The sequence below is a fragment of the Luteibacter sp. ME-Dv--P-043b genome, from assembly GCF_030209605.1.
GTDB lineage: Bacteria > Pseudomonadota > Gammaproteobacteria > Xanthomonadales > Rhodanobacteraceae > Luteibacter.
Genome location: NZ_JARVRT010000033.1, coordinates 36,362 through 62,888 on the forward strand (window position 1 = coordinate 36,362; position 26,527 = coordinate 62,888).

23 protein-coding genes and 1 pseudogene are annotated in these 26,527 nt (G+C 68.0%); 17 read left to right on the plus strand and 7 right to left on the minus strand.

Annotated elements, in window-relative coordinates:
* The first annotated feature begins 105 nt into the window (after positions 1-105).
* The 4 genes from rplQ to QRN34_RS16175 all read left to right on the plus strand — a co-directional run bounded on the left by rplQ (position 106) and on the right by QRN34_RS16175 (position 3,204).
* Positions 106-492: a 50S ribosomal protein L17 gene (rplQ, locus tag QRN34_RS16160; protein ID WP_285405982.1), complete on the plus strand. Its 387-nt coding sequence runs from the start codon at positions 106-108 to the stop codon at positions 490-492.
* 157 nt (positions 493-649) lie between these two features.
* On the plus strand, positions 650-1,150 hold the full coding sequence (locus tag QRN34_RS16165) for a disulfide bond formation protein B (RefSeq protein ID WP_285405985.1): 501 nt from the start codon (positions 650-652) through the stop codon (positions 1,148-1,150).
* A 45-nt stretch (positions 1,151-1,195) separates the two neighbouring features.
* A complete protein-coding gene (locus tag QRN34_RS16170; RefSeq protein ID WP_285405988.1) occupies positions 1,196-2,569 on the plus strand; it encodes a 3-deoxy-7-phosphoheptulonate synthase class II in 1,374 nt (457 codons plus the stop codon).
* 131 nt (positions 2,570-2,700) lie between these two features.
* Complete coding sequence (locus QRN34_RS16175) at positions 2,701-3,204, plus strand: hypothetical protein (protein WP_285405991.1); 504 nt, start codon at positions 2,701-2,703, stop codon at positions 3,202-3,204.
* Between the two features lie 59 nt (positions 3,205-3,263).
* Here QRN34_RS16175 and queG read toward each other — a convergent pair whose 3' ends face one another.
* The gene (queG, locus tag QRN34_RS16180) at positions 3,264-4,334 is read right to left on the minus strand and encodes a tRNA epoxyqueuosine(34) reductase QueG (protein ID WP_285405993.1); all 1,071 of its coding nucleotides are present in this window, start codon (positions 4,332-4,334) and stop codon (positions 3,264-3,266) included.
* Between the two features lie 35 nt (positions 4,335-4,369).
* Between queG and QRN34_RS16185 the strand changes: the two genes are divergently transcribed.
* The 5 genes from QRN34_RS16185 to QRN34_RS16205 all read left to right on the plus strand — a co-directional run bounded on the left by QRN34_RS16185 (position 4,370) and on the right by QRN34_RS16205 (position 10,929).
* Positions 4,370-5,842, plus strand: coding sequence for an NAD(P)H-hydrate dehydratase (locus QRN34_RS16185; RefSeq protein WP_285405995.1), 1,473 nt, complete (start codon positions 4,370-4,372; stop codon positions 5,840-5,842).
* Positions 5,839-6,300, plus strand: coding sequence for a tRNA (adenosine(37)-N6)-threonylcarbamoyltransferase complex ATPase subunit type 1 TsaE (gene tsaE / locus QRN34_RS16190; RefSeq protein WP_285405997.1), 462 nt, complete (start codon positions 5,839-5,841; stop codon positions 6,298-6,300). The genes QRN34_RS16185 and tsaE overlap by 4 nt, the downstream gene beginning before the upstream one ends.
* Positions 6,301-6,419: 119 nt before the next feature.
* Positions 6,420-8,063 (plus strand): N-acetylmuramoyl-L-alanine amidase, encoded by a 1,644-nt coding sequence (locus QRN34_RS16195; protein WP_285406000.1) that lies wholly within the window; start codon positions 6,420-6,422, stop codon positions 8,061-8,063.
* Positions 8,064-8,115: 52 nt separating this feature from the next.
* Complete coding sequence (gene mutL, locus QRN34_RS16200; RefSeq protein ID WP_285406003.1) at positions 8,116-9,993, plus strand: DNA mismatch repair endonuclease MutL; 1,878 nt, start codon at positions 8,116-8,118, stop codon at positions 9,991-9,993.
* A gap of 45 nt (positions 9,994-10,038) precedes the next feature.
* The gene (locus QRN34_RS16205) at positions 10,039-10,929 is read left to right on the plus strand and encodes a DUF1684 domain-containing protein (protein WP_285406006.1); all 891 of its coding nucleotides are present in this window, start codon (positions 10,039-10,041) and stop codon (positions 10,927-10,929) included.
* Positions 10,930-10,947: 18 nt separating this feature from the next.
* On the opposite strand, the gene QRN34_RS16210 is transcribed toward QRN34_RS16205, so the two are convergent.
* Complete coding sequence (locus tag QRN34_RS16210) at positions 10,948-11,730, minus strand: enoyl-CoA hydratase-related protein (RefSeq protein WP_285406009.1); 783 nt, start codon at positions 11,728-11,730, stop codon at positions 10,948-10,950.
* Positions 11,731-11,876: 146 nt separating this feature from the next.
* Here QRN34_RS16210 and QRN34_RS16215 point away from each other — a divergent pair, with 146 nt between their 5' ends.
* The 3 genes and pseudogenes from QRN34_RS16215 (at position 11,877) to QRN34_RS16225 (ending at position 14,275) form a co-directional block, all read left to right on the plus strand.
* On the plus strand, positions 11,877-12,599 hold the full coding sequence (locus QRN34_RS16215) for an FKBP-type peptidyl-prolyl cis-trans isomerase (RefSeq protein WP_285406012.1): 723 nt from the start codon (positions 11,877-11,879) through the stop codon (positions 12,597-12,599).
* Between the two features lie 25 nt (positions 12,600-12,624).
* Positions 12,625-13,418, plus strand: a pseudogene (locus QRN34_RS16220) (CoA pyrophosphatase).
* Positions 13,412-14,275 (plus strand): sulfurtransferase, encoded by an 864-nt coding sequence (locus QRN34_RS16225; RefSeq protein WP_285406015.1) that lies wholly within the window; start codon positions 13,412-13,414, stop codon positions 14,273-14,275. Before QRN34_RS16220 ends, QRN34_RS16225 begins: the two are co-directional and overlap by 7 nt.
* Here QRN34_RS16225 and QRN34_RS16230 read toward each other — a convergent pair.
* On the minus strand, positions 14,270-15,301 hold the full coding sequence (locus QRN34_RS16230; protein WP_285406016.1) for an oxidoreductase: 1,032 nt from the start codon (positions 15,299-15,301) through the stop codon (positions 14,270-14,272). The two genes, QRN34_RS16225 and QRN34_RS16230, sit on opposite strands and share 6 nt — an antisense overlap.
* Before the next feature lie 97 nt (positions 15,302-15,398).
* Here QRN34_RS16230 and QRN34_RS16235 point away from each other — a divergent pair, with 97 nt between their 5' ends.
* Together QRN34_RS16235 and QRN34_RS16240 are read left to right on the plus strand one after the other, a co-directional pair.
* A complete protein-coding gene (locus tag QRN34_RS16235; RefSeq protein ID WP_285406018.1) occupies positions 15,399-16,958 on the plus strand; it encodes an oligopeptide:H+ symporter in 1,560 nt (519 codons plus the stop codon).
* Positions 16,959-17,015: 57 nt separating this feature from the next.
* Positions 17,016-17,822: an SDR family oxidoreductase gene (locus QRN34_RS16240; RefSeq protein WP_285406020.1), complete on the plus strand. Its 807-nt coding sequence runs from the start codon at positions 17,016-17,018 to the stop codon at positions 17,820-17,822.
* A gap of 3 nt (positions 17,823-17,825) precedes the next feature.
* Here QRN34_RS16240 and QRN34_RS16245 read toward each other — a convergent pair whose 3' ends face one another.
* The 3 genes from QRN34_RS16245 to QRN34_RS16255 are packed head-to-tail and all read right to left on the minus strand — an operon-like array spanning position 17,826 to position 20,398.
* The gene (locus tag QRN34_RS16245; RefSeq protein WP_285406022.1) at positions 17,826-18,632 is read right to left on the minus strand and encodes a metallophosphoesterase; all 807 of its coding nucleotides are present in this window, start codon (positions 18,630-18,632) and stop codon (positions 17,826-17,828) included.
* On the minus strand, positions 18,629-19,576 hold the full coding sequence (locus tag QRN34_RS16250; RefSeq protein WP_285406024.1) for a diacylglycerol kinase family protein: 948 nt from the start codon (positions 19,574-19,576) through the stop codon (positions 18,629-18,631). Before QRN34_RS16250 ends, QRN34_RS16245 begins: the two co-directional genes overlap by 4 nt.
* 42 nt (positions 19,577-19,618) lie before the next feature.
* A complete protein-coding gene (locus QRN34_RS16255; RefSeq protein WP_285406026.1) occupies positions 19,619-20,398 on the minus strand; it encodes a phosphatase PAP2 family protein in 780 nt (259 codons plus the stop codon).
* Between the two features lie 74 nt (positions 20,399-20,472).
* On the opposite strand from QRN34_RS16255, the gene QRN34_RS16260 reads away from it, so the two are divergent.
* The 3 genes from QRN34_RS16260 to prpC all read left to right on the plus strand — a co-directional run bounded on the left by QRN34_RS16260 (position 20,473) and on the right by prpC (position 24,212).
* Positions 20,473-22,071 carry an alpha/beta hydrolase-fold protein gene (locus QRN34_RS16260; RefSeq protein WP_285406028.1) on the plus strand — a complete coding sequence of 533 codons (1,599 nt, stop codon included), beginning with the start codon at positions 20,473-20,475 and terminating at the stop codon, positions 22,069-22,071.
* Between the two features lie 86 nt (positions 22,072-22,157).
* Positions 22,158-23,045, plus strand: coding sequence for a methylisocitrate lyase (gene prpB / locus QRN34_RS16265; RefSeq protein ID WP_285406030.1), 888 nt, complete (start codon positions 22,158-22,160; stop codon positions 23,043-23,045).
* A 12-nt stretch (positions 23,046-23,057) separates the two neighbouring features.
* A complete protein-coding gene (gene prpC / locus QRN34_RS16270; RefSeq protein WP_036140202.1) occupies positions 23,058-24,212 on the plus strand; it encodes a 2-methylcitrate synthase in 1,155 nt (384 codons plus the stop codon).
* Between the two features lie 227 nt (positions 24,213-24,439).
* Here prpC and QRN34_RS16275 read toward each other — a convergent pair whose 3' ends face one another.
* Positions 24,440-26,458, minus strand: a complete 2,019-nt coding sequence (locus tag QRN34_RS16275) for an NADPH-dependent 2,4-dienoyl-CoA reductase (RefSeq protein WP_285406034.1) — start codon at positions 26,456-26,458, stop codon at positions 24,440-24,442.
* Positions 26,459-26,527 lie beyond the last annotated feature (69 nt).

Genomic DNA, 26,527 nt, shown 5'->3' on the forward strand with positions numbered 1-26,527 from the left:
CCTCTTATAACGAGGCGTACTGACAGCCTCGCATCAGCGGGTAACCGCGGAACGTCGGTCCATCCGGCCGGCTTTTCATAACAACAGACTTAGAGAGTACACGTCATGCGTCACCAGAAATCCGGTCGCAAGCTCAACCGTACGAGCAGCCATCGCGAAGCCATGTTCAAGAACATGGCGTCGTCGCTGATCAAGCACGAGCTTATCCGTACCACGCTGCCCAAGGCCAAGGAACTCCGTCGCGTTGCCGAGCCGCTCATCACGCTCGCCAAGACCGACGGCGTCGCCAACCGCCGCCTCGCCTTCTCGCGTCTGCGCGACAAGGTTGCGGTGGGCAAGCTTTTCGTCGAACTCGGTCCTCGCTACCGCGAGCGTCCCGGCGGTTACCTGCGTATCCTCAAGTGCGGCTTCCGTCCGGGCGACAACGCTCCGATGGCCTATGTCGAGCTGGTGGATCGCCCGACCGCTGCCGAAGCCGTCGACGCCGAGTAAGCGCCAAGGTTGTCCCAAAGAACCCCGGCCGGGTGACCTGCCGGGGTTTTTTTTATGCAAGTGATTGAATTACGGTTACAAACGAAACTTCACGTGCTTGCTGACAAACGCATGCACATCGGGTTAACGTGGTTGTCCTGACACCTATCCGTTACCCATGGCTCTCTCCTCCCTGACGTTCCGTTCGCGTTACCTGCTGGCCTTCCTCGTCTGCGTCGGCCTGATGGCCTTCGCCTTGTATTCGCAGTATGTGATGCACCTGGATCCGTGCCCGCTGTGTATTTTCCAGCGTATTGCGGTGTGCATCATGGGTCTGTTCTTCCTGCTGGGTGCCCTGCATGCGCCAGCGACGCGACGCGGCCGATCCATCTATGCAGCCCTCATCACCCTGGGTGGTCTATGGGGCGTGGCGACCGCGGGTCGTCATCTGTGGCTGCAATCGCTGCCTGCCGATCAGGTTCCCGCCTGCGGTCCCGGGCTGGGCTACCTGTTCGACGCCTTCCCCTTCATGAAAATGCTGAAGCTGGCGTTCACGGGTTCCGGCGAGTGCGCAAAGATCGAACCCATCCTCGGGCTGCCCATGCCGGCCTGGACGCTGCTCTGGTTCATCGCCTTGATCGTCTGGGCGCTTGTCGCCCTCCGTCGCACCGTTCGCTGATTTCTCCTGCGCCGCTCCAGGCGCCATTACGAAGGCACCACCGTCATGCAGCACTCCCTCAAAGCCGTAGTTCCCCCGTCCGCCGACTGGACGCCGGGTTCGTGGCGTTCGAGGACCGCCCTCCAGCAGCCGACGTATGAAGACGCGGCGGAGCTCAACCACGCCCTGACCCAGCTCGGCGAATTGCCGCCGCTGGTCACCTCGTGGGAAGTCCTCACCCTGAAGCAGCGCATTGCGGAAGCGCAGGACGGCGAGCGATTCCTTTTGCAGGGCGGCGATTGCGCCGAAAGCTTCGCGGACTGCAACAGCCCGATCATTTCCAACCGGCTGAAGGTGCTGCTGCAGATGAGCCTGGTGCTGGTGCACGGCATGAAGAAGCCGGTGCTGCGCGTCGGTCGCTTTGCCGGCCAATACGCCAAGCCGCGCTCCGCCGATACCGAAACGCGCGATGGCGTTACCCTGCCGGCCTTCCGCGGCGACCTGGTCAACAGCCCCGAGTTCACGCCAGCCGCGCGTCGCGCCGATCCGCAGCGGCTCATCAAGGCGCATGCCCGCTCCGCGATGACGATGAACTTCGTCCGCGCGCTGATCGACGGTGGCTTTGCCGACCTGCACCACCCCGAGTATTGGGACCTGGCCTGGGTGGATCATTCGCCGCTGGCTGCCGAGTACAAGCGCATGGTCGCCACCATCGGCGATTCGCTGCGCTTCATGGAAACCCTGGCCGGCCAGTCGATCTCCAGCTATTCGCGGGTGGATTTCTACACCTCGCACGAAGCGCTCCTGCTGCACTACGAGGAAGCGCTTACCCGTCAGGTGCCGCGCCAGGACGGCTGGTTCAACCTGTCGACGCACTACCCGTGGATCGGCATGCGCACGGCCGCGCTGGACGGCGCGCACTCGGAATACTTCCGCGGTATCCGCAACCCGATCGCCGTGAAGGTCGGCCCGACGGTGCAGCCGGACGAACTGCTGCGTCTGATCGACGTGCTCAACCCGAACGAGGAGCCGGGTCGCCTGACCCTGATCCATCGCATGGGCAACGACAAGATCGCCACGCAGCTGCAGCCTCTGCTTGAGGCGGTCAAGCGGGAAGGTCGCCGCGTGCTCTGGGTCGCCGATCCGATGCACGGCAACACCGAGAGCACCAGCAACGGCTACAAGACGCGGCGCTTTACCAACATCGCGGGCGAGCTGGACCAGGCGTTCGACATCCATGCCGCGGCCGGCACCCGCCTGGGCGGCGTGCACCTGGAGCTGACCGGCGAGAACGTCACCGAGTGCCTCGGCGGTGCTCGTGGTCTGGTGGAAACGGACCTGGACCGCGCGTACAAGTCGATGGTCGATCCCCGGCTCAACTACGAGCAGTCACTGGAACTGGCGATGCTGATCGTGAAGAAGTCGGGCGGCATGGCCTGAGCTTTTTCATGAGGCAGCCGTCTCGCGGTTGTTCATCGGCGGCACTCCCACTGGGTGTCGCCGTCGCTCTTAGCTTTGCGCTCGCCACATCCGTGGCGTGGGCAAAGGATATGGCCCACGCGGCTTCAGGCGTGCGCAGCTCCGCTACACACGGCGCCACGCCATCCGGCCGGATCACGGCCACCCAGGCGCTCGATGGCGTCATGGCGCTGATCCGATCGCACAGGAGCGTGGCGGAACTGACGCCGGAGTCCATGGGTCAGGCCCTTGGCGTACCTGTAACGCGAGTAAGCGCCGACCACTTCGGCTACGCCCAGCAACTTCCTGGCGACTGGTCGTTCAGCGTGCAACGCCAGCTGGTGCCCTCGATCGGTCCACGGGTGGACCTCGCGTTCTCGCCCATCGACGAGGCTGAGCCATCGCCGCAGGCCATCTGCTCACCCGACTTCGCTCATTTCACCGCAGCGCTGGAGCAGTGGGGTTTCACCCGGCAGACATCGCGTGGCGAGCACGGTCGATGGACCTTCGATGCGTTCGACCGACCCGGCCAGCATGTCGAGGTTTATCCACTGGTCCATGTGGGCGACACGCGGGGCACGGACCTCACGTGCGTCGGAAGGGTCTCGATCCGGTAATTCTCGACGCGGTAAGTCGTGCAGGTGTCGCGCGCCTTGGACGAGTGGGAGGTGTGCGCTCAGCCGTCTGCGGCATGCCGGCCCAATGCCCACGCCACGTGTTCGCGCACGATGGGTGATGGATCGTCCGCGCGTGCGCGGAGTGCGGCGACGATCTCGTCGGAGGTGGGGGCGTTGCCGAGGCCCACGGCCAGGTTGCGCAGCCAGCCTTCGTAACCGGTGCGGCGGATCGCCATGCCCTCGGTACGCGAGAGGAAGTCCGCTTCGCTCCAGGCGAACAGGTCGATCAGGCGCGGGCCGTCCAGGCTATGCCGTGGGGCGAAGTCGGGCTCGGTGGCTTCCTGCGCGAACTTGTTCCACGGGCAGATCAGCTGGCAGTCGTCGCAGCCGAAGATGCGGTTGCCGATCGGCGCACGCAGTGCTTCGGGGATGCTGCCCTTCAGTTCGATGGTCAGGTAGGAAATACATTTGCGTGCATCCAGCCGATAGGGCGCGACGATCGCCTGCGTCGGGCAGATGTCGATGCAACGCCGGCAGCTGCCGCAGTGCGCACTGGCCGGCTGATCGACGGGCAGGGGCAGGTCGGTATACAGCTCGCCGAGGAAGAAATAGGAACCCGCGCGCTTGTTGATCAGCACCGTGTGCTTGCCGATCCAGCCGAGGCCGGCATTGCGGGCCAGGGCCTTTTCGAGCACGGGAGCGGAGTCCACGTAAGCGCGGTAACCGAAGTCGCCGATGCGCTCGCCGATCCGTGCCGCCAGCTTCTGCAGCCGGTTGCGCATCACCTTGTGGTAATCGCGACCGAGCGCATAGCGCGCGACGTAGGCCTTTTCGCCATCCTCGATCACGTCCCAGGCATTGGACGTGCCGGGCGGGATGTAATCCATCCGTACCGAGACCACCCGCAGCGTTCCCGGCTCCAGTTCGGCCGGGCGGCTGCGTCGCGTGCCATGGCGCGCCATGTAGTCCATTTCGCCGTGGTGACCGTCGTCCAGCCAACGCTGCAGGTAGGCCTCGTCGTTACCCAGGTCGGTGCCGGCGATGCCGACATCCGCGAAGCCGAGTTCGCGCGCCCAACGCTTGATGTCGTCGGCGAGTGCGGCGTAGTCGGTGTCGGGGGGTGCGGGCATGCGTGCATTCTACTTGCCCCTCCTATAATCCTCCGATGACTTCGCCCAACCTCGATATCGCTCTTTTCACGTCCGCGCAGGCCCGCACTATCGACCAGCGCGCCATCGGCGACCTCGGTATCCCGGGCTTTGCGCTGATGACGCGCGCGGCTGCCGCGGCGTTCGGCATGCTGCGCCAGCGCTGGCCCCAGGCCCGGCGCCTCCGCGTGGTCTGCGGCGCCGGCAACAACGGCGGTGACGGCTACCTCGTGGCTCGCGACGCGCTGGATCTCGGCCTCGCCGTCGATCTCGTCGCGCTGGAAGCCCCACGGGGGACGGACGCCATGCAAGCTCGCGACGCCTTCGTCGCCGCGAGTGGCAAGGTGTTGTCGTGGAACGCCTGGGCCGGACTCGCTCCCGCCGATGTCATCGTCGACGCTATTTACGGCACGGGCCTGAACCGGGCGCCCCAGGGCGCGGCGGCCCTCGCCATCGAGGCGATCAACGCTGCCGGCCTCCCCGTACTCGCCCTGGACGTGCCCTCGGGGCTCGACGCCGATACCGGCGATTGCCCCGGCGTCGCGGTGCAGGCCGTGGCGACGGCTACGTTCATCGTGCACAAGCGCGGCCTGCATACCCATCGCGCCGCGCTCGCCGGCGACGTCGAACGGCATGGCCTGGACCTGCCCGGCAGCATCCTGGAAGCGCCCGACGCGCGCCTGCTGGTAGAAGCCTCCCTCCCGAGACGCCCGCGGGATTCGCACAAGGGCAACAACGGGCACGTCCTGGCCATCGGTGGCGACCACGGCACGGGCGGTGCGGTGCGCATGGCCGCGGAGGCCGCCCTGCGCACCGGCGCGGGGTTGGTCAGTGTGGCCACGCGCGAAGCGAACGTGCCGGCGATGAACGCGGCGCGTCCGGAACTGATGGCGCATGGCGTCGACGGTCCGCAGGCGCTGCAGCCCATGCTCGACAAGGCATCCGTGGTTGCGCTGGGGCCCGGCCTCGGCCAGGCCGCCTGGGGTCACGCGCTGTGGACCACGGCGCTGGACGCCGGCCTGCCGACGGTGCTGGATGCGGACGGCCTCAACCTGCTGCATACCCATGCGCGCGCGCTGCCGGAGAAGGTCGTGCTGACGCCGCATCCGGGCGAGGCGGCCCGCCTGCTTGGCCGGGATACCCGGGCCGTCCAGACGGATCGCTTCGCCGCGGTCCGCGAGCTGGCGCAACGCTACGGGGCGGTTGTGGTGCTCAAGGGCAACGGCAGCCTGATCGCCTCGCCGGACGGCCAGGTCTCGGTCTGCCCCTGGGGTAATCCGGGCATGGCCAGCGGCGGCATGGGCGATACCCTTACCGGCATCATCGCCGGCTTGCTGGGGCAGGGTTGCGAGCCTTACGAGGCCGCCTGCCTGGGCGTGGCGCTGCACGCGCGCGCGGCGGACGTGGCCGCACGGCAGGGCGAGCGGGGGCTGCTGGCCGGCGACCTGCTGGAGCCCTTGCGCCGGCTGGTCAACGGGTTGCCCGCATGAGTGGCGAAGAACGCGTCCTTGCCGACGAAGACGCCACGCTGGCCTTTGGCCGCGAACTGGCCGTGGCCCTGCAGGGTGGCCTCGTCGTGTTCCTGCATGGCGACCTGGGGGCGGGCAAGACCACGTTCGCCCGGGCCTTCCTCCGCGCCCTTGGCGTGGGCGAGCGGGTGAAGAGCCCCACCTACAGCCTGGTCGAGGGCTACGACATCGGCGACCGACGGGCCTTCCACCTCGATCTGTACCGCATCGCCGACCCCGGCGAACTGGAGTGGCTCGGCCTGGACAGCCTGGCGGAGCCCGGCGCCGTCGTGCTGGTGGAATGGCCGGAGCGCGGCGTGGGCGCGTTGCCGCCGGTCGACCTGGAACTCCATTTCCGCCACGCCGACGGCGGCCGTGCCGTGCGGCTGGAGGCCCGCTCGGTGCTCGGGGAGCGCCTCCTTGCGGGGTTACCTCGCTGACACGTGTCCTCGTTTGGAAGACATTCCTGTACGGACGTTGACGAAGGTTTCGCAGGTTATGGATTATCAAGGGAAAACATATTGCATTCGTCGGGCGCATGGAGTTCAATCCGGGCCGTATGAGGGGAATCATCTTCAAATTCCGTGGATTCGTGTGCGCGATCGCCCTCGCGACGCTGGCGCCTGCCCTGGCTTTGGCCGCCGACGTCAAGTCGGCGCGGGTGTGGGCCGGTCCTGAATACACCCGTGTGGTGTTCGATCTGTCCGGCCCCGCCACGTACAAGATGTCCCAGGGCGATACGCCCGGCAGCGTAGTCCTCGATATCGCCGGGAGCACCGTGGCGGGCAACTTCTCCGCGCCGGGCAAGCAGGGCCTGTTCCAGTCCATGACGGCGGGGAAGCAGGGCGGCGGCGCCCGCGTGGTGGCTACCGTGGACGCCCGCGCCAAGCCCAAGAGTTTCCTGCTCAAGCCGGCCGGCGATTACGGCTATCGGCTGGTGCTCGATCTGTACCCCGGCGGCCAGAGCGATCCAGGCGACAACAGCCCGTCGGATACGGATGCGCCGTCGCTCGCCACGGCTATCGCCGAATCCCCCACCGAGGCGCCCGCTGTGGCTCCCCTGCGCGGCAGGCGCGGCAAGGCGGGCAAGACGATTCCGGCGGGTTCGCCGCCGATGCTCGGTGGCGAGCGCAAGGTGGTCGTGGCCATCGATGCCGGCCACGGTGGCGAGGATCCGGGCGCCCGCGGCGCCACCGGCTTGCGCGAAAAAGATGTCACCCTGCAGGTGGCGCGCGAGCTGGCCGACCAGATCAACCGCCAGCCCGGCATGCAGGCCGTGCTGACCCGCAACGGCGACTACTTCATCCCGTTGAAGCGCCGCTACGAGATCGCCCGCGAGCACAACGCCGACATGTTCGTGTCGATCCACGCGGATGCGTTCAAGAACGGCGACGCGAAGGGCTCGTCGGTCTGGGTGCTGTCGCCGCGCGGCAAGACGTCCGAAGCCTCGCGCTGGCTGGCCGATCGCGAAAACCGCGCCGACCTGGTCGGCGGCGTGTCGCTGGACGACAAGGACGACTCGCTGGCGGCGGTGTTGCTGGACCTCCAGCAGGGCTACGCCATGCAGGCCAGCGAATCCATCGCTGGCAACGTGCTCAAGGCGCTGGGTCGCCTGGGTCCGACGCACCGCGGCTACGTGGAGCGCGCCAACTTCGTGGTGCTGCGTTCGCCGGACGTGCCGTCCATCCTCGTGGAAACGGCCTTCATCACCAACCCGGAAGAAGAACGCCGCCTGCGTGACGACGGCCATCGCCGCGAGCTGGCTACCGCCGTGCTCGGTGGCGTGCGCAATTATTTCGAATCCATGCCGCCGCCGGGCACCTGGTTCGCGGCGCAGGCCGCGCGGCGCAACGGCACCTCGCTGGCCGCGACGGCCGCGTCCGCACCCGCGGCGCCTGCCGTGGCGTCCGACGCCGGTGCGGTGGCCTCCGATGCCGTCAAGGCGGCTTCGCGCGTGGCGACGCCCGGCCGTAAGGCCCTTGCCAAGGCCGAGGCCTCCCCGTCGCCCGCACGGAATCGCGTCGAAACGCGGTCGGGTCGTGCCGACGAGAACGTGCGCGACCTCCACCGCGTCAACCGCGGCGAGACCCTGACCGGCATCGCCCAGCAGTACGGCGTATCCGTCGGCGCACTCAAGATCGCCAACAAGATGAACGACAACAACGTCCGCGTCGGCTCGGTCATGGTCATTCCCGCGAGCTGACGCCGCGCCCTTGGGCTATGCTTTCAACCTGAACGCAGTCAGGTTGTCATCCATGCCCATCCGCCCCCTGCCGCCCGAGCTGATCAACCAGATCGCGGCCGGCGAAGTCATCGAGCGACCCGCCTCGGTAGTCAAGGAACTCGTCGAGAACAGCATCGATGCCGGTGCGCGCCGGATCGAGGTCGACATCGAGCAGGGCGGCTCCCGGCTGATTCGCGTGCGCGACGACGGCGGCGGCATTCCGCGTGACGAACTGGCCCTGGCCGTCGCCTCGCATGCCACCAGCAAGATCGGCAGCTTCGACGACCTGGAGCGCGTGGCCAGCATGGGCTTTCGTGGCGAGGCGCTGGCCTCCGTCTCGTCCGTGGCGCGCTTCTCGCTCACCTCGCGGCATGCGGGGCAGGACGCCGCCTGGCGCATCGACGTGGACGGCGGTCGCCTGCAGGATGCGCGGCCCGCGCAGCATCCGCCGGGCACCACCATCGAGGTGCGCGACCTGTTCTACAACGTGCCGGCCCGGCGCAAGTTCCTCCGCGCCGAGCGCACCGAGTTCGCGCACATCGACGACCTGCTGAAATCGCTGGCGCTGGCCCGCGAGGGTGTCGATATCCGGCTCTCGCACAACGGCAAGCCGGTGCGCCTGCTCAAGCCGGCACGCGACGAACACGCGGCGCTGGCGCGCGTGGCCGAAGTGCTCGGCCCCGAGTTTCCCGGCCAGGCCCTGCGCGTGGACCACGAGGCCGCGGGCCTGAGCCTGTCCGGCTGGGTCGGCCTGCCTACCGCGTCACGCTCGCAGGCCGACCAGCAATATTTCTACGTCAACGGTCGGCTGGTCCGCGACCGCATCGTCGCCCACGCCGTGCGCCAGGCGTATGCGGACGTGCTGTTCCACGGTCGCCATCCGGTGTTCGTGCTGTTCCTAGCGCTCGATCCGGTCGGCGTGGACGTGAACGTGCACCCGGCGAAGAGCGAAGTGCGCTTCCGCGAGCAGCGGCTGATCCACGATTTCCTGTTCCGCACGCTGCACGAGGCACTGGCGCAGACGCGTGCCGGCATCGGCGCAGCGCCCTCGACCGATGCGCCGTCAGGCATGGCCGGCGGCACCGACGCGGGGCAGGGGACAGCGCCGGGGGCATTTGCGGGCGGTGGCGCGGGATCGCGCATGGCATCGATGCCCGCCTGGCCGCAGGCAGGCAGCCAGTCGCGACTGGGCCTGGGCGTGCGCGACGAGCCCCTGGCCGACTACAAGACCCTGTTCGGCGCCACGACGTCCCTGTCGACGCCGCGGCCGTCGACTTCCTGGACGCCGCCGGCCGCCGGCGACGAACCGGATACGGAGGGTGGCATCCCCCCGCTGGGCTACGCCATCGCGCAGCTGAAGAGCATCTACGTGCTGGCCGAGAACGAACACGGCATGGTGCTGGTCGACATGCACGCCGCGCACGAGCGGATCACCTACGAAAAGCTGAAGAACGGCCGCGTCACCTCCAGCCTGCGCTCGCAGATGCTGCTGGTGCCGCTGTCGATCGCGGTCAGCGCGCGCGAGGCCGCCGCCGCGGAAGAGCATGCCGAGGCGCTCGCCGACTGGGGCCTGGAGCTGTCGCGCAGCGGTCCTTCGGGCGTGGTCGTGCGGCGCGTGCCGTCGTTGCTGGAAAGCGCCGATGTGGCCCAGCTCACCCGCGACGTGCTGGCCGAACTGGCCCAGCACGGCAGCTCGCGCCGGCTGGAAGAACTGGAAAACGAACTGCTCTCCACCATGGCCTGCCATGGCTCCGTGCGTGCCGGCCGGCGCCTGGGCCTGCCCGAAATGAACGCGCTGCTGCGCGAGATGGAAGCCACCGAGCGCTCCGCCCAGTGCAACCATGGCCGTCCCACCTGGGTGCAGCTGTCGCTGGGCGAGCTGGACCGGCTGTTCCTGCGCGGTCGATGAATCGATGTATGCTGGACGGATAGACGTCCAAACCGGGGTTTCGCCATGATCCGTTCGCTTGCCTTCGCCTCCGTCGTCGCGGTCACCACCGGCAACGCCATTGCCGGCGACGCCTACACCGCCGCCATCGAGAAGGTGCGTGCCGCACGCATCGACGCACTGAAGGCGCCGGACGGCTGGCTCAGCCTGGTCGGGCTGGACTGGTTGCAGCCCGGTGCCAATCGCATCGGCAGCGCCGCCGACAACGATATCGTCCTCAAGGCCGGCCCCGCCCACCTGGGTGTCGTCACGCTGGACGACGGCGGGGCGGTCACCATCGAGCTGGCGCCCGGCAGCGGTGCGCTGGTCGACGGTCGCGAGGTGCAGCGCGCCACGCTCGTCGACGATGGCGGCGCCGGCGGCAAGCCCACGGAAGTCCGCTTCGGCTCGGCCCGTTTCTTCGTCATCGCCCGCGACGGCAAGAAAGCCCTGCGCGTGAAGGACGACAACGCCGCCACGCGCACGCACTTTGCTGGCCTGGATTACTTCACCGTCGATCCGACGTGGCGCGTGGAAGCCCGCTGGGTGCCGTTCGATCCGCCGCACGAGCTGGAAATCGGCTCGGTGCTCGGCACGATCGACAAGGAGAAGGTGCCGGGCAAGGCGGTGTTCACGCGCGATGGCCACACCTTCGAGCTCTACCCCATCCAGGAAGAACCCGATTCGCTGTTCTTCGTCTTCGCCGACCGTACCAGCGGCAAGGAAACCTACGGCGCGGCGCGCTTCCTGGATACGCCGCTGGCCAAGGACGGCAAGCTGGTGCTGGATTTCAACGAGGCGCGCAACCCGCCGTGCGCGTTCACGCCGTATGCCACGTGCCCGCTGGCGCCGCCGGAAAACCGGCTGGACGTGCGCGTGACCGCGGGCGAGAAGAAATACGCCGGCGGCCACGACTGACGCACCACGGGCGCCGTATCAGGCGCCCTTGAACACCGGCTTGCGCCGTTCCAGGAACGCGCCGGTGCCTTCACGCATGTCCTCGGTGGAGAACGCGATGGCGAAGCCCTGTGTCTCGAAGGCCAGGCCCTGGTCGATCGCGCATTCGCCGCCTTCGATCACGGCCTCCAGGATGCCCTTGAGGGCCAGCGGTGCCGCGGCCGCCAGCTGGTCGGCCAGGTTATCCACGGCGGCGTCCAGTTCGTCGGCCGCCACCACGCGGGTGACCAAGCCGGTGCGCTCGGCGCGGGCCGAATCGATTTGCTGGCCCAGCAGGCACAACTCCAGTGCCAGGCCCCGACCGGCGAGACGGGTCAGGCGCTGCGTGCCGCCGAAACCGGGAATCAGACCCAGGCCGATCTCCGGCTGGCCGAAGCGTGCCTTTTCGCTGGCTACGCGAAGATGGCACGCCATGGCCAGCTCCATCCCGCCACCCAGGGTGTAGCCCTGGATCTTCGCGATCACGGGCTTGCCCAGGCGCTCTACCGTCAGCATCAGGTCCTGCCCGGCGCGTGACGCGGCCTGCGCCTTCACGGGCGACCAGTCGGACATTTCGGAAATGTCCGCGCCGGCGACGAATGCCTTCTCACCCGCACCAGCCAGCACCACGACGCGGATGGCGTCGTCCTGCGCGGCCTGCCGGAAGGCCAGGGTCAGCTCGCCGATGGTCTCGCAGTTGAGCGCGTTGAGCTTGTCGGGGCGGTTGACGGTGATGTGACGGACGGCGCCGCGATCGGCGGTGACGAGGGTACGAAAGGCCATGGAGGCTCCTGGCGGTGGGGCAAGGCGGCGGATGGTAGCAGGGGAACCTTTACCCCTTCCGCGGCGTCTGAGGGTGTACGGACGGGGCAGCGGCCGATGGATTATCCTCCACGCACGCCCAGGGTTCCGGGTTCTTGGAGAACGGGATGCCATCCTCGCGTTTGCTGGTCACGATCGCCGCCTTGCTGTGCCTGCCCGCCATCCCGGCGTTGGCCCAGGGGCCGGCCACGGCAAACGCTTCCGCCGCACCGGCCATCGACAAGACCCGGCTGTCGTACGCCATCGGTTACCAGATCGGCACCCAGTTCGCCAACAGCGCCCAGCCCGATGTCGACATCGCGGTGCTGGTCAGGGCGCTCCAGGACGGCTACGCCAAGCGCGCGCCGGGCGTGCCCATCGATGTCATGCAGCAGCAGTTGGTGAACTTCGACGCCAAGGTGCAGCGCGATTCCGTGGTGGAGTTCCGCCGTGTCGCCGCCGCCAACGCCAAGCGCAGCAGCGATTTCCTCGCCCGCAACCGGGTCCGACCGGGCGTCACCACGCTGCCTTCCGGTATCCAGTACGCCGTGCTCAACAAGGGCCGCGGCGCGCAGGCGAGCGTCACCAGCACCGTGGTGGTCAATTACCGCGGTGCGTTGATCGACGGCACCGAGTTCGATAGTTCCTACGCGCACGGCAAGCCCGTGACCTTCACGGTCAACCGGGTGATTCCTGGCTGGCAGGACGTGATCCCGCGCATGCGCGTGGGCGACAAGTGGAAGGTCGTGATTCCGCCCGCGCTGGCGTATGGCGAGCGCGGCGAACTGCCCCGCATCGGCCCCAACGAGGCGCTGGTGTTCGACCTCGAGCTGATCGACGTCAAGCCCTGAGGGTCGCGCTAGAATGGCCGACGGTATGTCCCCGGTCCCTTCCTCCTCGCTCCCCCTTACCCCGTGCACCGGCGTGTGCCGCCTCGACGCGCGCGGCCTGTGCGTGGGTTGCCTGCGCACGGGCGACGAGATCGCCTGCTGGTCGTCGCTGGACGACGACCGCAAGCGCTGGCTGATGGACGAGGTCCTCCCGACCCGGCAGGCCGGGTAATGGAAGACCTCCTGGCCCGTTTGCGTGGCGCGTTGTTGCCGCTGGACGCACCGCCCGGCCCGCGCGGCTGGAACCACCACGACATGGCTGAACTGATCGGCGACGGTCCGCGCCGTGCGGCTGCCGTGCTGATCGGCATCCGCGACGATCGCGAGCAGAACGTCGTGCTCACGGTCCGTACGGACACGTTGCAACAGCACGCGGGGCAGGTCGCGTTTCCCGGCGGGCGGGTGGAAGACGTCGACCGGGACGCGGTCGCCACCGCGCTGCGCGAGAGCCACGAGGAAATCGGGCTGGACGCGCGCAAGGTCACGCCGCTGGGCTTCCTGGACGCGTTCGAGACGATCAGCGGCTACTCGGTCACGCCGGTGGTCGCGCGCATCGACGCCGATGCCGTGCTCCGGCCGGATCCCGGCGAAGTGGCCGAGGTGTTCGAGGTGCCGTTCGCGTTCTTCCTCGAGCCGGACAACCTGCGTCGCTACACCATGGAGTTCCGCGGCCATCGTCGTGACATGGTCGAATTCCTGCATGCCGGCTACCGCATCTGGGGCGTCACGGCGGCCATCCTCCTCAACCTGCTGAAACGGATGGGACACCACCCATGCTGATCTCGCGCACGCTCGTCGATGCCGGCACCGCCGCCCACCTCTCCGCGCACGACGTGCTGTTCGTCGATGCCCGTTTCGACCTCGCCCACCCCGACCAGGGCGACGCGGACTATGCACGGGCGCATGTCCGCGGCGCCGTGCGTGCCGATCTCGACCGCGACCTGGCCGACATGGCGACGCCCGCGAACGGCCGCGGTCGCCATCCGTTGCCCTCGCCCGAGCGCTTCCAGGGCTGGCTGGCGCGCTCGGGCTGGCGGCCGGACCTGCAGGTGGTCGTCTACGATGCGGCCGGCGGGGCCCTGGCAGCCGCGCGCTTCTGGTGGCTGGCGCGGCTGGCCGGCCTAGACAACGTGGCCGTGCTAGATGGCGGCTGGGCCGCCTGGACGCGGGCCGGGTTGCCCGTGGATGCCGAGGTGCCGCAGCGCGAGGCGACGGCTGTGCATGTGGCCTTCGACGAAGCCGGCACGGTGGATGCCGACGCCCTGGCCGAGGGTGTGGCGTCGGGACGGCTGGTCCTGCTGGATGCGCGTGCCACGCCGCGTTATCGCGGCGAGGTCGAGCCGTTGGACCCGGTGGCCGGGCACGTGCCCGGTGCGCGCAACCGCCCGTTCGCGGACAACCTCGACGCCGATGGCACGTTCCATTCCCCCGAGAGCCTGCGTCGGGCGTTCGAGGGTGTGATCGGTCCGCACCCCGCGGACGATGTGGTGCACATGTGCGGATCCGGCGTCACCGCGTGCCACAACCTGCTCGCCATGGAGCACGCGGGCCTGTGCGGTTCGCGCCTGTATGCACCGTCATGGAGCGGCTGGGTCAGCGACCGCTCCCGTGGCGTGGCCACCGGCGATGCCCTATAGCACCACCGTGCGTCGTTCGCGTGCGCTCACCTGCGCCGCCTCGATCACGCGGATGACGTCGCGCGATTCGCGCGGGTCCACGGGTACCGCCGATGCCCCGCGGATGGCCGCCGCGACGCCGTCGTAGTACGCGGTGTAGCGGCCAGGCAGGGTGTCGATGACCGTGGTGCTGCCATCGGCATCGGTGAAGCGACCGAACAGCGTGGGATCGTCGTCGCCCCAGTGCTCGCTGCCCGGACGGCGACCTTCGCGCAGGGCGGCCTCCTGCCCGTCGATGCCGTACTTGACGAAGCTGCCGCCATCGCCGTGCACCAGGTAACGCGGCCCCGGATCGCGGACCAGTGCCGACGCGTGCAGCACCGCGCGGCGGTGACCGTAATCCAGCACCAGGTGGAAGTAGTCATCGGTTTTGGCGGCCGCGCGCTGGCGCATGACATCCGCGGTGATCGCGCGGGGCAGGCCGAACAACACCAGGGCCTGGTCGATCAGGTGCGCGCCGAGGTCGTACAGCACGCCCGACCCGGCAACGTCGGTTTCCCGCCAGCCCGGCTTGATCTCGGGCCGGAAGCGATCGAAGTGGGTTTCGAAGTAGACGACTTCGCCCAGTCGGCCGTCTTCGATCAGGCGGCGTACCGTCAGGAAATCGTTGTCCCAGCGACGGTTCTGGAAAACCGAAAGGCGGCGCTCCACCCGGTCGGCCAGTTCGATGAGCGCGTCGGCTTCCGCCGTGTCCAGGGTGAACGGCTTGTCGACCACGACGTGCTTGCCGGCTTCCAGCGCGGCACGTGCCAGCGGGGCGTGGCTTTCGTTCGGCGAGGCGATGACGATCAGTTCGAGCGAGGGGTCGGCCAGCAAATCATGAGGATTTTCGTAGGCCTTGGCCTCGGGAAAGTCACGGGCGATCTGGTCGGCGCGGCGGCTGCCGATGGCGGCAAGGTGCAGGCCCTCCGCAGCGGCGATCAGTGGTGCATGGAAGAAGGCGCCTGCGGTGCCGTAGCCGATGAGGCCGGTGGGGATCGCGTGCATGGTCGCTCCTTGGGCTGTCGAATGACCTAGCGTAACGCGGGGCGCCTGAGCGTTTCGTTTAGCATCCAGCGCTTCTTCGTAAGCCGCGGAAACGCCCATGACGCCCATCGCCGATGCCGCCAGCCCGCCGGAGTGCATGCCGCGGCAGATCGCCTACATCATCGGTAACGAGGGGTGCGAGCGCTTCAGCTTCTACGGCATGCGCAACATCCTGACGCCGTTCCTGATCACTTCGCTGCTGCTGTACCTGCCGGAGGCGGAGCGTGCGGGGGCGGCCAAGGACGTGTTCCATACCTTCGTCATCGGCGTGTATTTCTTTCCGCTGCTGGGCGGCTGGCTGGCCGACCGCTGGTTCGGCAAGTACCGCACCGTGCTGTGGCTCAGCCTGGTCTACTGCCTGGGGCACCTCTGCCTGGCCATGTTCGAGCACAGCGTGGCAGGCTTCTACACCGGCCTTGCGTTGATCGCCCTGGGCGCGGGCGGGATCAAGCCCTGCGTCGCGGCGTTCGTCGGCGACCAGTTCGACGAGGGGAACCGACGCCTGGCGAAGGTCGTGTTCGATGCGTTCTACTGGATCATCAACGTCGGTTCGTTTCTCGCATCGGTGTCTATGCCCTTCTTCCTGCGCCATTACGGCGCAGCCGTGGCGTTTGGCATTCCCGGTGCGTTGATGTTCGTTGCCACCGTGGTGTTCTGGTGCGGTCGGCGTCACTACGTGATGGCACCACCCGCGGGGAACGATCCCCACGGTTTCATGAAGGTGGTGCGCACCGCGTTGCTCACCCGTCGCGAAGGGCAGGGCCGGCCGGGTTTATGGGTCGCCGCGGGGTCTGTTATGCTGGCGCTGGCGGCACTGGCGACCACGCCGGTGCTCGGCATCGTCGCGGCGCTGTGCCTCGGGCTCGTGGCGATCCTGGTCGGGGGTGGCATCGGTACGCGCATGCAGCTGGAGCGGGCGCGCGGTGCTCACCCCGACGAGGCGATCGACGGCGTGGCGGTGGTGCTGCGCGTGCTGGTGGTGTTCGCCCTGGTTACGCCGTTCTGGTCCCTGTTTGACCAAAAAGCCTCGACCTGGGTGCTCCAGGCTGGCGCGATGCGTGCGCCCGACTGGCTGCACCCCGCGCAGATGCAGGCGATCAATCCGCTGCTGGTGCTGCTGCTGATCCCCTTCAACAACCTCGTGCTCTTTCCGCTGCTGCGCAAGGCCGGCATCGAGCCCACGGCCCTGCGTCGCATGACGGCGGGCATCGTGTTTTCCGCGCTGGCCTGGGTAGTGGTCGGCGTGTTGCAAATGGCGTTGGACGGTGGCGACGCGCTGTCGATCGCATGGCAGGTGCTGCCGTACGTGTTGCTGACCATGGGCGAGGTGCTGGTCTCGGCGACCGGCCTGGAATTTGCCTACAGCCAGGCACCGCCGTCGATGAAGGGCACGCTGATGAGCTTCTGGACGTTGAGCGTCACCGTCGGCAACCTCTGGGTGCTGCTGGCCAACGCAGGTGTGCGCAACGAGGCCGTGCTGGCGGGCATCGCGGGCACGGGCATGGGGGCTACCGCGTTCCAGATGTTCTTCTTCGCCGCCTTTGCTGCCGTCGCCGCGCTGGCGTTCGGCCTGTACGCACGCGGCTATCGTCCCGTGGACTATTACCGCGCCGCGTGACGTTCCCTGCACGGCGTCGCGCGGAGCATCGAGGCCTTCCGGCAGGAGACACGACCCATGGCGGCAGCGAACAAGGCGGCACCCCTTCCGTCGACGGGCACCGGCGAGTGGCCCGGCAAGGTGGTGCTGGTGACCGGCGGCGCGCAGGGCATCGGCAAGGGCATCGCCGAGGCCGTGCTGGACGTCGGTGGATCGGTGCTCATCGGCGACCTGGATGCCGACGCGGGAAGGGCCTGCCTGGAGGAATGGGACGCCGCCGAGCGTGCCGCCTTCCTGGTGCTGGACGTGTCGAAGGAAGCCAGCGTGAAACGCTTCGTGGCCGCGGCGCTCAAGCGCTTCGGGCGCATTGACGGCCTGGTCAACAACGCGGGCATCGCCGATCCCACCAGCGGTCCGCTGCACAAGCTTGACTGGAGCGAATGGAAACGCCGCATCGATACCAACCTGGGCGGTACCTTCCTGTGCAGCAAGCATGCGTTGCCGGCGCTCACGCGCAGCAACGGCGCGATCGTCAACATCGCATCGTCGCGCGCGCATCAGTCGGAGCCGGACACGGAGGCCTATGCCGCCAGCAAGGGCGGCATCGTCGCCTTTACTCATGCGCTGGCGATCAGCGCGGGGCCGGTGCGCGTGAACGCGATCAACCCCGGCTGGGTGGTCGTGGACGCGTGGAAAAAGCCGGGCCTGCGCCGCAAGGCGCGGTTATCCGCAGCGGATCATGCGCAGCATCCCGTCGGGCGCGCCGGCCTGCCACCGGATATCGGTGCACTGGCCGTGTTCCTGCTGTCGTCGCAAGCCGGCTTCATCACCGGTGAGAACATCACGGTGGATGGCGGCGTCGCACGGAAGATGCACTACGTGTGACGGTCAGCGGTGCAGCGGAATGGTGGTCTTGCCACCGGGGTCGAACCGGCCGTTGGCCTCGTTGTAATCCCAGTGCTCCACCACGCAGCTGCCCGGGTCGTTCGCGGGATCGTGGTGGATGACGTTGAACGAGTTGCTGATGCCGTCACGGATGCGCGTGGACAGCGCCGTACCGGCCTGCACGGACCACAGTTCGCTGGCCAGGGCACGTTTTTCCGTGTTCAGCGGCCTGACGTAGGGCAGGTGGATATGGCCGCCCAGGACGAGATCCGCACCCGCCGCGGCCCAGGCGGTGATCGCGCGCTCGTGGTTGATCAGCAGGTTGGCCACGTCCGATTCGCGGATGACGTGCACGGGTTGATGAGTGACGACGATACGTAATTGCCCCGGGGTGGCCTCGCGCAACCGTCGGCCGACCCGCTCGATCTGCGCGTCGGACACCTCGCCGTTCTTGTGCCGTGCGGCACGCACGGTGTTCACGCCGATCACCAGCACGTCGTCGCTGGCGTGCACCGGTTCCAGGTCGTGACCGAACGCACGACGGTAGCCACCGAACGGATCGAACGCACGCGCGAACACGTTCAACAGTGGCACGTCGTGGTTGCCCGGAATGGCCAGGACCGGGCGGCCGCACGCATCGATGAAGCGCCGCGCCGCGTCGAACTGGCTGCGCCGTGCGCGCTGCGTCACATCGCCGGAGAGGATGACGAGGTCGGGTCGCAACGAGGCGATCAGTTCGCCCAGGGCGGCGACCACGGGCGGGCGCTCGGTGCCGAAATGGGTATCGGAAATCTGTACCAGCAGGCTCAACCCGGATCCTCCCCGGGCTGGCGCTCACCGTCGGTGAGAAGCACGAGGGGACGCGGCGCGGCGCGGAACACGATGGGTGGGGCGAGCCAGACGATCTCGCCGTCGATCGCCACCTTGATCTTCGTGTGCCGGCGCCGCGGCGTCACTGTGATCTCGCGGAACGGAAAGCTCACCACATGCTCGGCTTCGCCCAGCTTGCCCAGCGCACCGCTGAGGATCAGCCGCAGCATGGTCAGCTTGCCGATCGGCTTGAGGACCAGCCCGGCCAGCGTGCCGTCGTTGCGATGCACGTCGGCAGCCTCGTCCAGGCCGATCTTTTCCAGCTGCAGGGCGTTGTTGCCGACGAACAACGTGGGCGTGCGCAGCTGGCGCGCCTGCGATCCGTCGGTGACCTCGATACGCAGTGGCCGGTAGTCGCGCATCAGCGTGGCCAGGCCCGACCACAATGCCACGATGCGGTGACGGCCGAAGCGCTGCTTCCAGGTTTCGCGATCCTCCAGCACCTGCGGGTAGAGACCCAGGCTGGCGTTGACCATGAACATCCGGTCGTTGACCATGCCGATCTGCGCGTCGATCGGCGTCGACCGCACCAGGGCCTCGGCGGCGCCACGCGTGTCGGTGGGAATGCCGTGCGTGCGCCCGGTGAAGTTGAACGTGCCCTGCGGCAGGATGCCCATGGTCAGTTGCTCGCGCCAGGCGGTCTGCGCGACGCAGTTGATGGTGCCGTCGCCTCCCGCCGCCACGATGGCGCCCTCGTGCTCTTTTGCATAGGCGGTCGCCTCGCGGACCGCTTGCTCGATCGGATGCCCGTCGTCGATCAGGAAAAACGCATGGGGGCGACCGGCGGCCTCCAGGATCGAGGCGATCTCGTCGCGCGCGGCGTCCGCGTCCTGGCGGCCGGAGCCGGCGTTCATGACGATGGCAAAAGCGAGTGGGGTGGGCATGGGCGAGGATCGAAGCACTCGCCTCGTCACGGTCGCATGAATTTACGTGGTGGCACGGCGGCCTTCGCGGAGGCGCAGGTATTCGGCGCTGCCCACGCAGAGGGTCACCCAGGCCAGGCCCGTGGCGTAGCCGGCCATCACGTCGCTGAAATAATGCACCTGGAGCAGGATGCGACTGATGCCGACGACGGTGATCATGGTGACCGCGCCGATCACAATGGCGCGATGCCAGCGTGGCGGGCACAGCACCAGCAACACGTAGGCAAGCATGCCGTAGAAGACCATCGAGCCGGAGGCATGCCCGCTGGGAAAGCTGTAGCTGCGCTCGACGATGAAGCCGTGGTCGTGCAGGGGGCGCTCGCGATGGAACCACGCCTTGAGAGCGCTGTTGATCAGGGCGGTGCCGACCAGCGTGACGATCCAGGTCGCGGCGAGGCGGAAATGACGGCGCAGCAGCAGGGTCAGGAAGACCACGCCGGTGGCCGCGCCCACCACGACCGGGTCGCCGCTGTGCGTCACCCACGCGATGACCCGCAGCATGGGCAGGGGCAAGTTGGCCCGCAGGTCCGCCGCCAGTCCGGCGTCGAACACCGTCAACCCGGCCTGCTCGCGCACTTCCACCGCGATCACCGTGGCGACCAGCAGCATGGTCACCACCACGACCAGCGCAGTGGTCGGCCGGAGAAAGGCGCGTGCGGCCGGGTCGAGGCCTTCACGTCGGCGCACGGCGCGTCGCCAGGCCACGTCCGAGCCGACCAGGGCCACCGCCAGTAGCAGGGCCCAGATCGACAGGGCGTGTGTGCTGATCCAATCCAATGGCACTCGGTTCACCTCGCGTATCGTGGCAGGATCGGCATGTTGCCACGCCGCGCGTCGCGGCCGATAAGGGGAAACGCATGTCCATCGGTTCACCGTTCCGCGCGGTTCTCGCGCTGGCCCTGCTCGCGGGTGGCTTCGATGCCGTCCATGCGGACGAGGCGCCAGCGGTCCATCGCATCGTCCGGGTGGGTTTGCCCGCCGCCAGCCCGGGCACGTCGGGCCGCCTGCTCCTGTTCGCCATGCCGGCCCCGGCCGCGAAGGACGGCAAGCCCGAGGCCGTCGACACCAACCCGTTCCGGCCGACCGCGGTCTCCGTGGCCGCCCGCGACGTGACCTGGATCGGCGGCGGCCAGACGGTCGACATCGATACCGACGGCGAAGCGTTCCCCGCCGGGTTCTCCGCACTGCCGCCGGGCGATTACCTGGTCCAGGCCGTGCTGGATGTCGGCCACGACTACAACTACCACGGCCGTGGCGCGGGCGATCTGCTCAGCGCGGTGACGGCGGTGAAGCTGGCCCCGGGCGGCACCGTGCCCACCCTGGTGCTGGACAAGACCGTTCCGGCGAAAGATCCCTGGTTGCTCTCGCCGCGGGTACCGCAGGCGGTCCGCGATGCATTGCCCGAGGCGCGCAAGCACGCGCACGCCGAGATCATGCCCAGCGCCGCGCTGACCGCCTTCGCCGGGCGCCCGCTGGCGATCCGCGCCTGGGTACTGACGCCGCCGGGTTACGACGCCAAGGCGAGCACGCGCTATCCCACCGTCTACGTGACCCACGGCTTCGGCGGCGGCTTCGACGAGTACGCGGGCACGATCGCCTCGCTGTGGTCGGCCATGGCCAACCGGCTGATGCCGCCGATGATCTGGGTGCTGCTGGACGAGTCCGGCCCCACCGGCACGCATGAGTTTGCCGACTCGGTGAACAACGGACCCTGGGGCCAGGCCCTGACCACCGAGTACATCCCCTGGCTGGAAGGCCGCTACCGGATGGACGCGAAGGTGGGCGGCCGGTTCCTCAACGGGCATTCCTCCGGCGGCTGGGCCACGCTGTGGCTGCAGACGCGTTACCCGAAGGTGTTCGGCGGCACGTGGTCCACCTCGCCCGACCCGAGCGACTTCCACAACTTCACCAACATCGACCTCTATGCGCCGCACGCCAACGCCTACAAGGCGCCCGACGGCACGGCCTATCCCCTGGTGCGCGACGACGGCAAGGTGATCGCCACGTTCGAGACCTTCGCCCGTCTGGAGCGGGTGCTGGGTGCCTACGGCGGGCAGCTGGCCTCGTTCGATTGGGTGTTCTCGCCCCGGGGCACGGACGGGCGTCCGCAGCCGATGTTCAACCGCGACACCGGCGCGATCGATCCGGACGTGGTGGCCTACTGGCGTGATCATTACGACATCGCCCAGCGCCTGCGCACGCAGTGGCCCACGTTGAAGCCCGACCTCGACGGCAAGATCCACCTGATCGTGGGTACCGCGGATACGTTCTACCTCGATGGCTCTGCGAAATTGCTCAAGGAGACGCTGGATGGCCTGCACGCCCGCAGCGATATCCGCTTCCTGCCCGGCAAGACCCACTTCGATCTCTATGTCGAGGGCGACGACCGCCAGGCGCTGATGAAGAAGATCGCCTGGGAAATGTACGGCGTGGCGCGCCCAGGGCAGGGCAGGTAATCCCCAGGGAGACGCGTACGCCGCGGCGCAGCAAGGCCTATTCACGCGGCTGCGCTAAAATGCGCGTCTTTACCCCGGAGCATTCCATGGCGCAGCCTTCCTCGGCCGGTGGCCGTTTCCGTGCCGCCCTTGCGGCCGAGCGGCCCCTGCAGGTCATCGGCGCGATCAACGCCAACCACGCGCTGCTGGCGAAGCGCGCCGGGTTCCAGGCCATCTACCTGTCCGGCGGCGGCGTGGCCGCCGGCTCGCTGGGCCTGCCCGACCTGGGCATCAACACGCTGGACGACGTGCTCGTCGACGTGCGCCGCATCACCGATGTCTGCGACCTGCCGTTGATGGTCGACATCGACACCGGCTTCGGGCCCAGCGCGTTCAATATCGCCCGCACCGTCAAGAGCCTGATCAAGGCCGGCGCCGCGGCCTGCCACATCGAGGACCAGGTGGGCGCGAAGCGCTGCGGACATCGTCCCGGCAAGGAGATCGTCACCACGGGTGAGATGGCCGACCGGGTCAAGGCCGCGGCCGATGCGAAGACCGACCCGGACTTCTTCCTCATCGCGCGCACCGATGCCATCGCGGTGCTGGGTGTGGATGCCGCCATCGAGCGGGCGATCGCCTGTGTCGAGGCGGGCGCCGATGCGATCTTCGCCGAGGCGGCCTACGACCTGCCGACCTACCAGCGCTTCGTCGACGCGGTGAAGGTGCCGGTGCTGGCCAACATCACCGAGTTCGGCCAGACCCCGCTGTTCAGCACCGAGGAACTGGGCAGCGTCGGCGTCGGTATCGTGCTGTATCCCCTCTCCGCGTTCCGCGCCATGAACAAGGCGGCGGAAAACGTCTACACCAGCATCCGCCGCGACGGTCACCAGCGCAACGTCATCGACACGATGCAGACGCGCGAGGAGCTCTACGACCGCATCGGCTACCACGAATTCGAGCGTCACCTCGACGCGCTTTTCTCTAAGCAGGGTTAAGGAGAGTCACGCATGAGCGACACCGCAACCACGACCGGCCCGAAGCCGAAGAAGTCCGTCGCGCTATCGGGCATCGCCGCCGGCAACACGGCGCTGTGCACGGTCGGCCGCAGCGGCAACGACCTGCATTACCGCGGCTACGACATCCACGACCTGGCCGCGAAGGGCTCGTTCGAGGAAGTGGCCTACCTGCTCGTGCACGGCGTGCTGCCGAACTGGATGGAGCTGAACGCCTATCGCGCCAAGCTGAAGCGCCTGCGCGGCCTGCCGGCACCGGTCAAGGCGTCCTTGGAGCTGCTGCCGGCCGCCACTCATCCGATGGATGTGATGCGCACCGGCGCCTCGGTGCTGGGCACGGTGCTGCCGGAGAAGGACGACCACAACGTCACCGGCGCACGCGACATCGCCGACCGGCTCATGGCCAGCTTCGGCTCCATCCTGCTGTACTGGTACCACTTCAGCCACAACGGCAAGCGCATCGAGACCGAGACCGACGACGAGTCGATCGCCGGCCACTTCCTGCACCTGCTGCACGGGCGCAAGCCGAGCGAGCTGCATTCGCATGCACTGGATCGTTCGCTGGTGCTGTACGCCGAGCACGAGTTCAACGCCAGCACCTTCGCCGCGCGCGTCATCGCCGGCACCGGCTCGGACATGTACTCGGCTATCACCGGTGCCATCGGCGCGCTGCGTGGGCCGAAGCACGGCGGCGCCAACGAGGTGGCGATGGAAATCATCGCGCGCTACCGCGACGCCGCCGAGGCGGAAGCGGATATCCGCGCACGCGTCGAGCGCAAGGAAATCATCATCGGCTTCGGGCATCCGGTGTACACGGTGTCCGATCCGCGCAACGAGATCATCAAGGAGATCGCGCGCAAGCTGTGCACCGACGGCGGCAACCCGCGCCTGTTCGAGGTGTCGGAAAAGATCGAGAAGCTGATGTGGGAACTGAAGAAGATGTTCCCCAACCTCGACTGGTACTCGGCGTCGGCTTACCACATGATGGGCGTTCCCACCGCCATGTTCACGCCGCTGTTCGTCATTGCGCGCACGTCGGGCTGGAGCGCCCACGTGATCGAACAGCGCCAGGACGGCAAGATCATCCGCCCGAGCGCGAACTACACCGGGCCGGAAGACCAGACCTATACGCCAATCGAGAAGCGTTGATGTAGTGAGGCGGCTTCGCCGCGGTGCCTCCATTCGCGCACATCGTGCGTTATCGGAGGCGGCTTCGCCGCGGCGTTTTCTGTTCGCGCACATCGTGCGCTCCTACAACGCGGCTGTCGTAGGAGCGCACGATGTGCGCGAATGGGGGCACCGCGGCGTAGCCGCCACATCCAACGCACGATATGCGCGAAGCAGGATGCCGCGGCGCGTTGACGCCGTAGCCTGACTCACATCCCCGCCGCCATCCTCGTCGCGCGGTCGATCGCCCGCTTCGCATCCAGCTCCGCGGCCACATCCGCGCCACCCACCAGTCGTACGTCGACGCCGCGCGTGACCAGGGCGGCATGCAGCGCGCGATTCGGCTCCTGCCCGGCGCAGACGACCACATGGTCCACGGCCAGCACTTGGGCCTCGCCCCCCACGGTCACATGCAGGCCGGCATCGTCGATGCGCTCGTAGGTCACACCGCCGATCATCTTCACGCGCTTGTTCTTCAGCGTGGCGCGGTGCACCCAGCCGGACGTCTTGTTGAGGCGCGCACCGGGTCGCCCCTCGCTTCGCTGCAATAACCACACCTCACGCTCGGGTTTCTCCGGCTGCGCTGGCATCAGGCCGCCGGGCGTGGCCATGGTCATGTCCACGCCCCATTCGCGCGTCCAGCGTGCGATGTCCGTCGTCGGCGAGGGGACGCTCTCGGTCAGGAACTCGGCGACGTCGAAGCCGATGCCGCCGGCACCGATGACCGCGACCCGGGCACCCACCGCCGCATTTCCGTGGAGGACGTCGATATAGCTCAGCACACGGGGGTGATCGGCACCGGGGATCGACAGTGGCCGGGGCAGCACGCCGGTGGCGAGGATCACGGTGTCGAAGCCGCCGGACGCCAGCATGTCCGCGTCGGCATCGGTGCCCAGCCGGCGGGTCACGCCGGTCTCGTCCAGGCGATGGTCGAAGTAGCGCAGCGTTTCGCTGAATTCCTCCTTGCCCGGAATCCGCTTGGCCATGTTGAACTGGCCGCCGATCTCGTGGGCACGATCAAACAGCGTCACGGCATGCCCGCGCTGGGCCAGGGTGGTCGCGGCGGCCAGGCCCGCGGGACCCGCACCGACTACGGCGACACGGCGCGCGACGGCGGCCGGCGTGATCGTCAGTTCCGTTTCGTGGCACGCCCGAGGGTTGACCAGGCACGACGCCCGGCGATTCTCGAAGACGTGATCGAGGCAGGCCTGGTTGCAGGCGATGCAAGTGTTGATCGCCTGTGGCCGGGACGCGCGGGCCTTGTTGACCCATTCCGGATCGGCGAGCAGCGGCCGGGCCATCGAGACCATGTCGGCATCGCCGTCAGCCAGGATGCGTTCGGCTACGTCGGGCATGTTGATGCGATTGGTGGTTACCAACGGTATCCCCACCTCACCCTTCATGCGTCGGGTCACCCAGCGGAATGCGCCGCGCGGCACACTGGTCACGATGGTAGGGACGCGAGCCTCGTGCCAGCCGATGCCCGTGTTGATGATCGTTGCGCCGGCGGCTTCCACCGCCTTGGCGAGGGTGACGATGTCATCCCACGGCTGCGCGTCGTCAACGAGGTCGAGCATCGACAGGCGATAGACGATGATGAAGTCCTTGCCGACCGCTTCGCGCATGCGCCGCACGATCTCGATCGGGAACCGCATGCGGTTCGCAGCCGAGCCGCCCCAGCGGTCGGCGCGTTTATTGGTACGCGAGGTGAGGAACTGGTTGATCAGGTAGCCTTCCGAGCCCATCACCTCGACACCGTCGTAGCCGGCGTCCCGGGCCAGCTTCGCACTGCGCACGAAGGCGTCGATGCTGCGCTCCACGCCGCGTGAGCCCAGCGCCCGTGGCGTGAACGGCGTGATCGGCGACTTGATCCGGGACGGGGCGACCGACAGGGGGTGGTAGGCATAACGACCGGCATGGAGGATCTGCATGCAGATCTTGCCGCCCTCGGCATGGACGGCCGAAGTGACCTTGCGGTGGCGACCCACGTGCCAGGGCATCGACATCGTGCCCGACATCGGTTTCAGCCAGCCCTGGATGTTGGGTGCGATGCCGCCGGTGACGATCAGGCCCACGCCGCCGCGCGCGCGCTCGGCGAAAAAGGCCGCCAGCTTGTCGTAGTCGGCGGCCTTGTCTTCCAGCCCCGTGTGCATCGAGCCCATCAGGACACGGTTGCGCAGGGTGGTGAAGCCCAGGTCCAGCGGGGCAAGCAGGTGGGGGTAGGACACGGCGATATCCGGTTCAAACGATCGTTCGAATGATCCCCGGATCAGGCCACGGGAGCAAGGGCGGTCGCA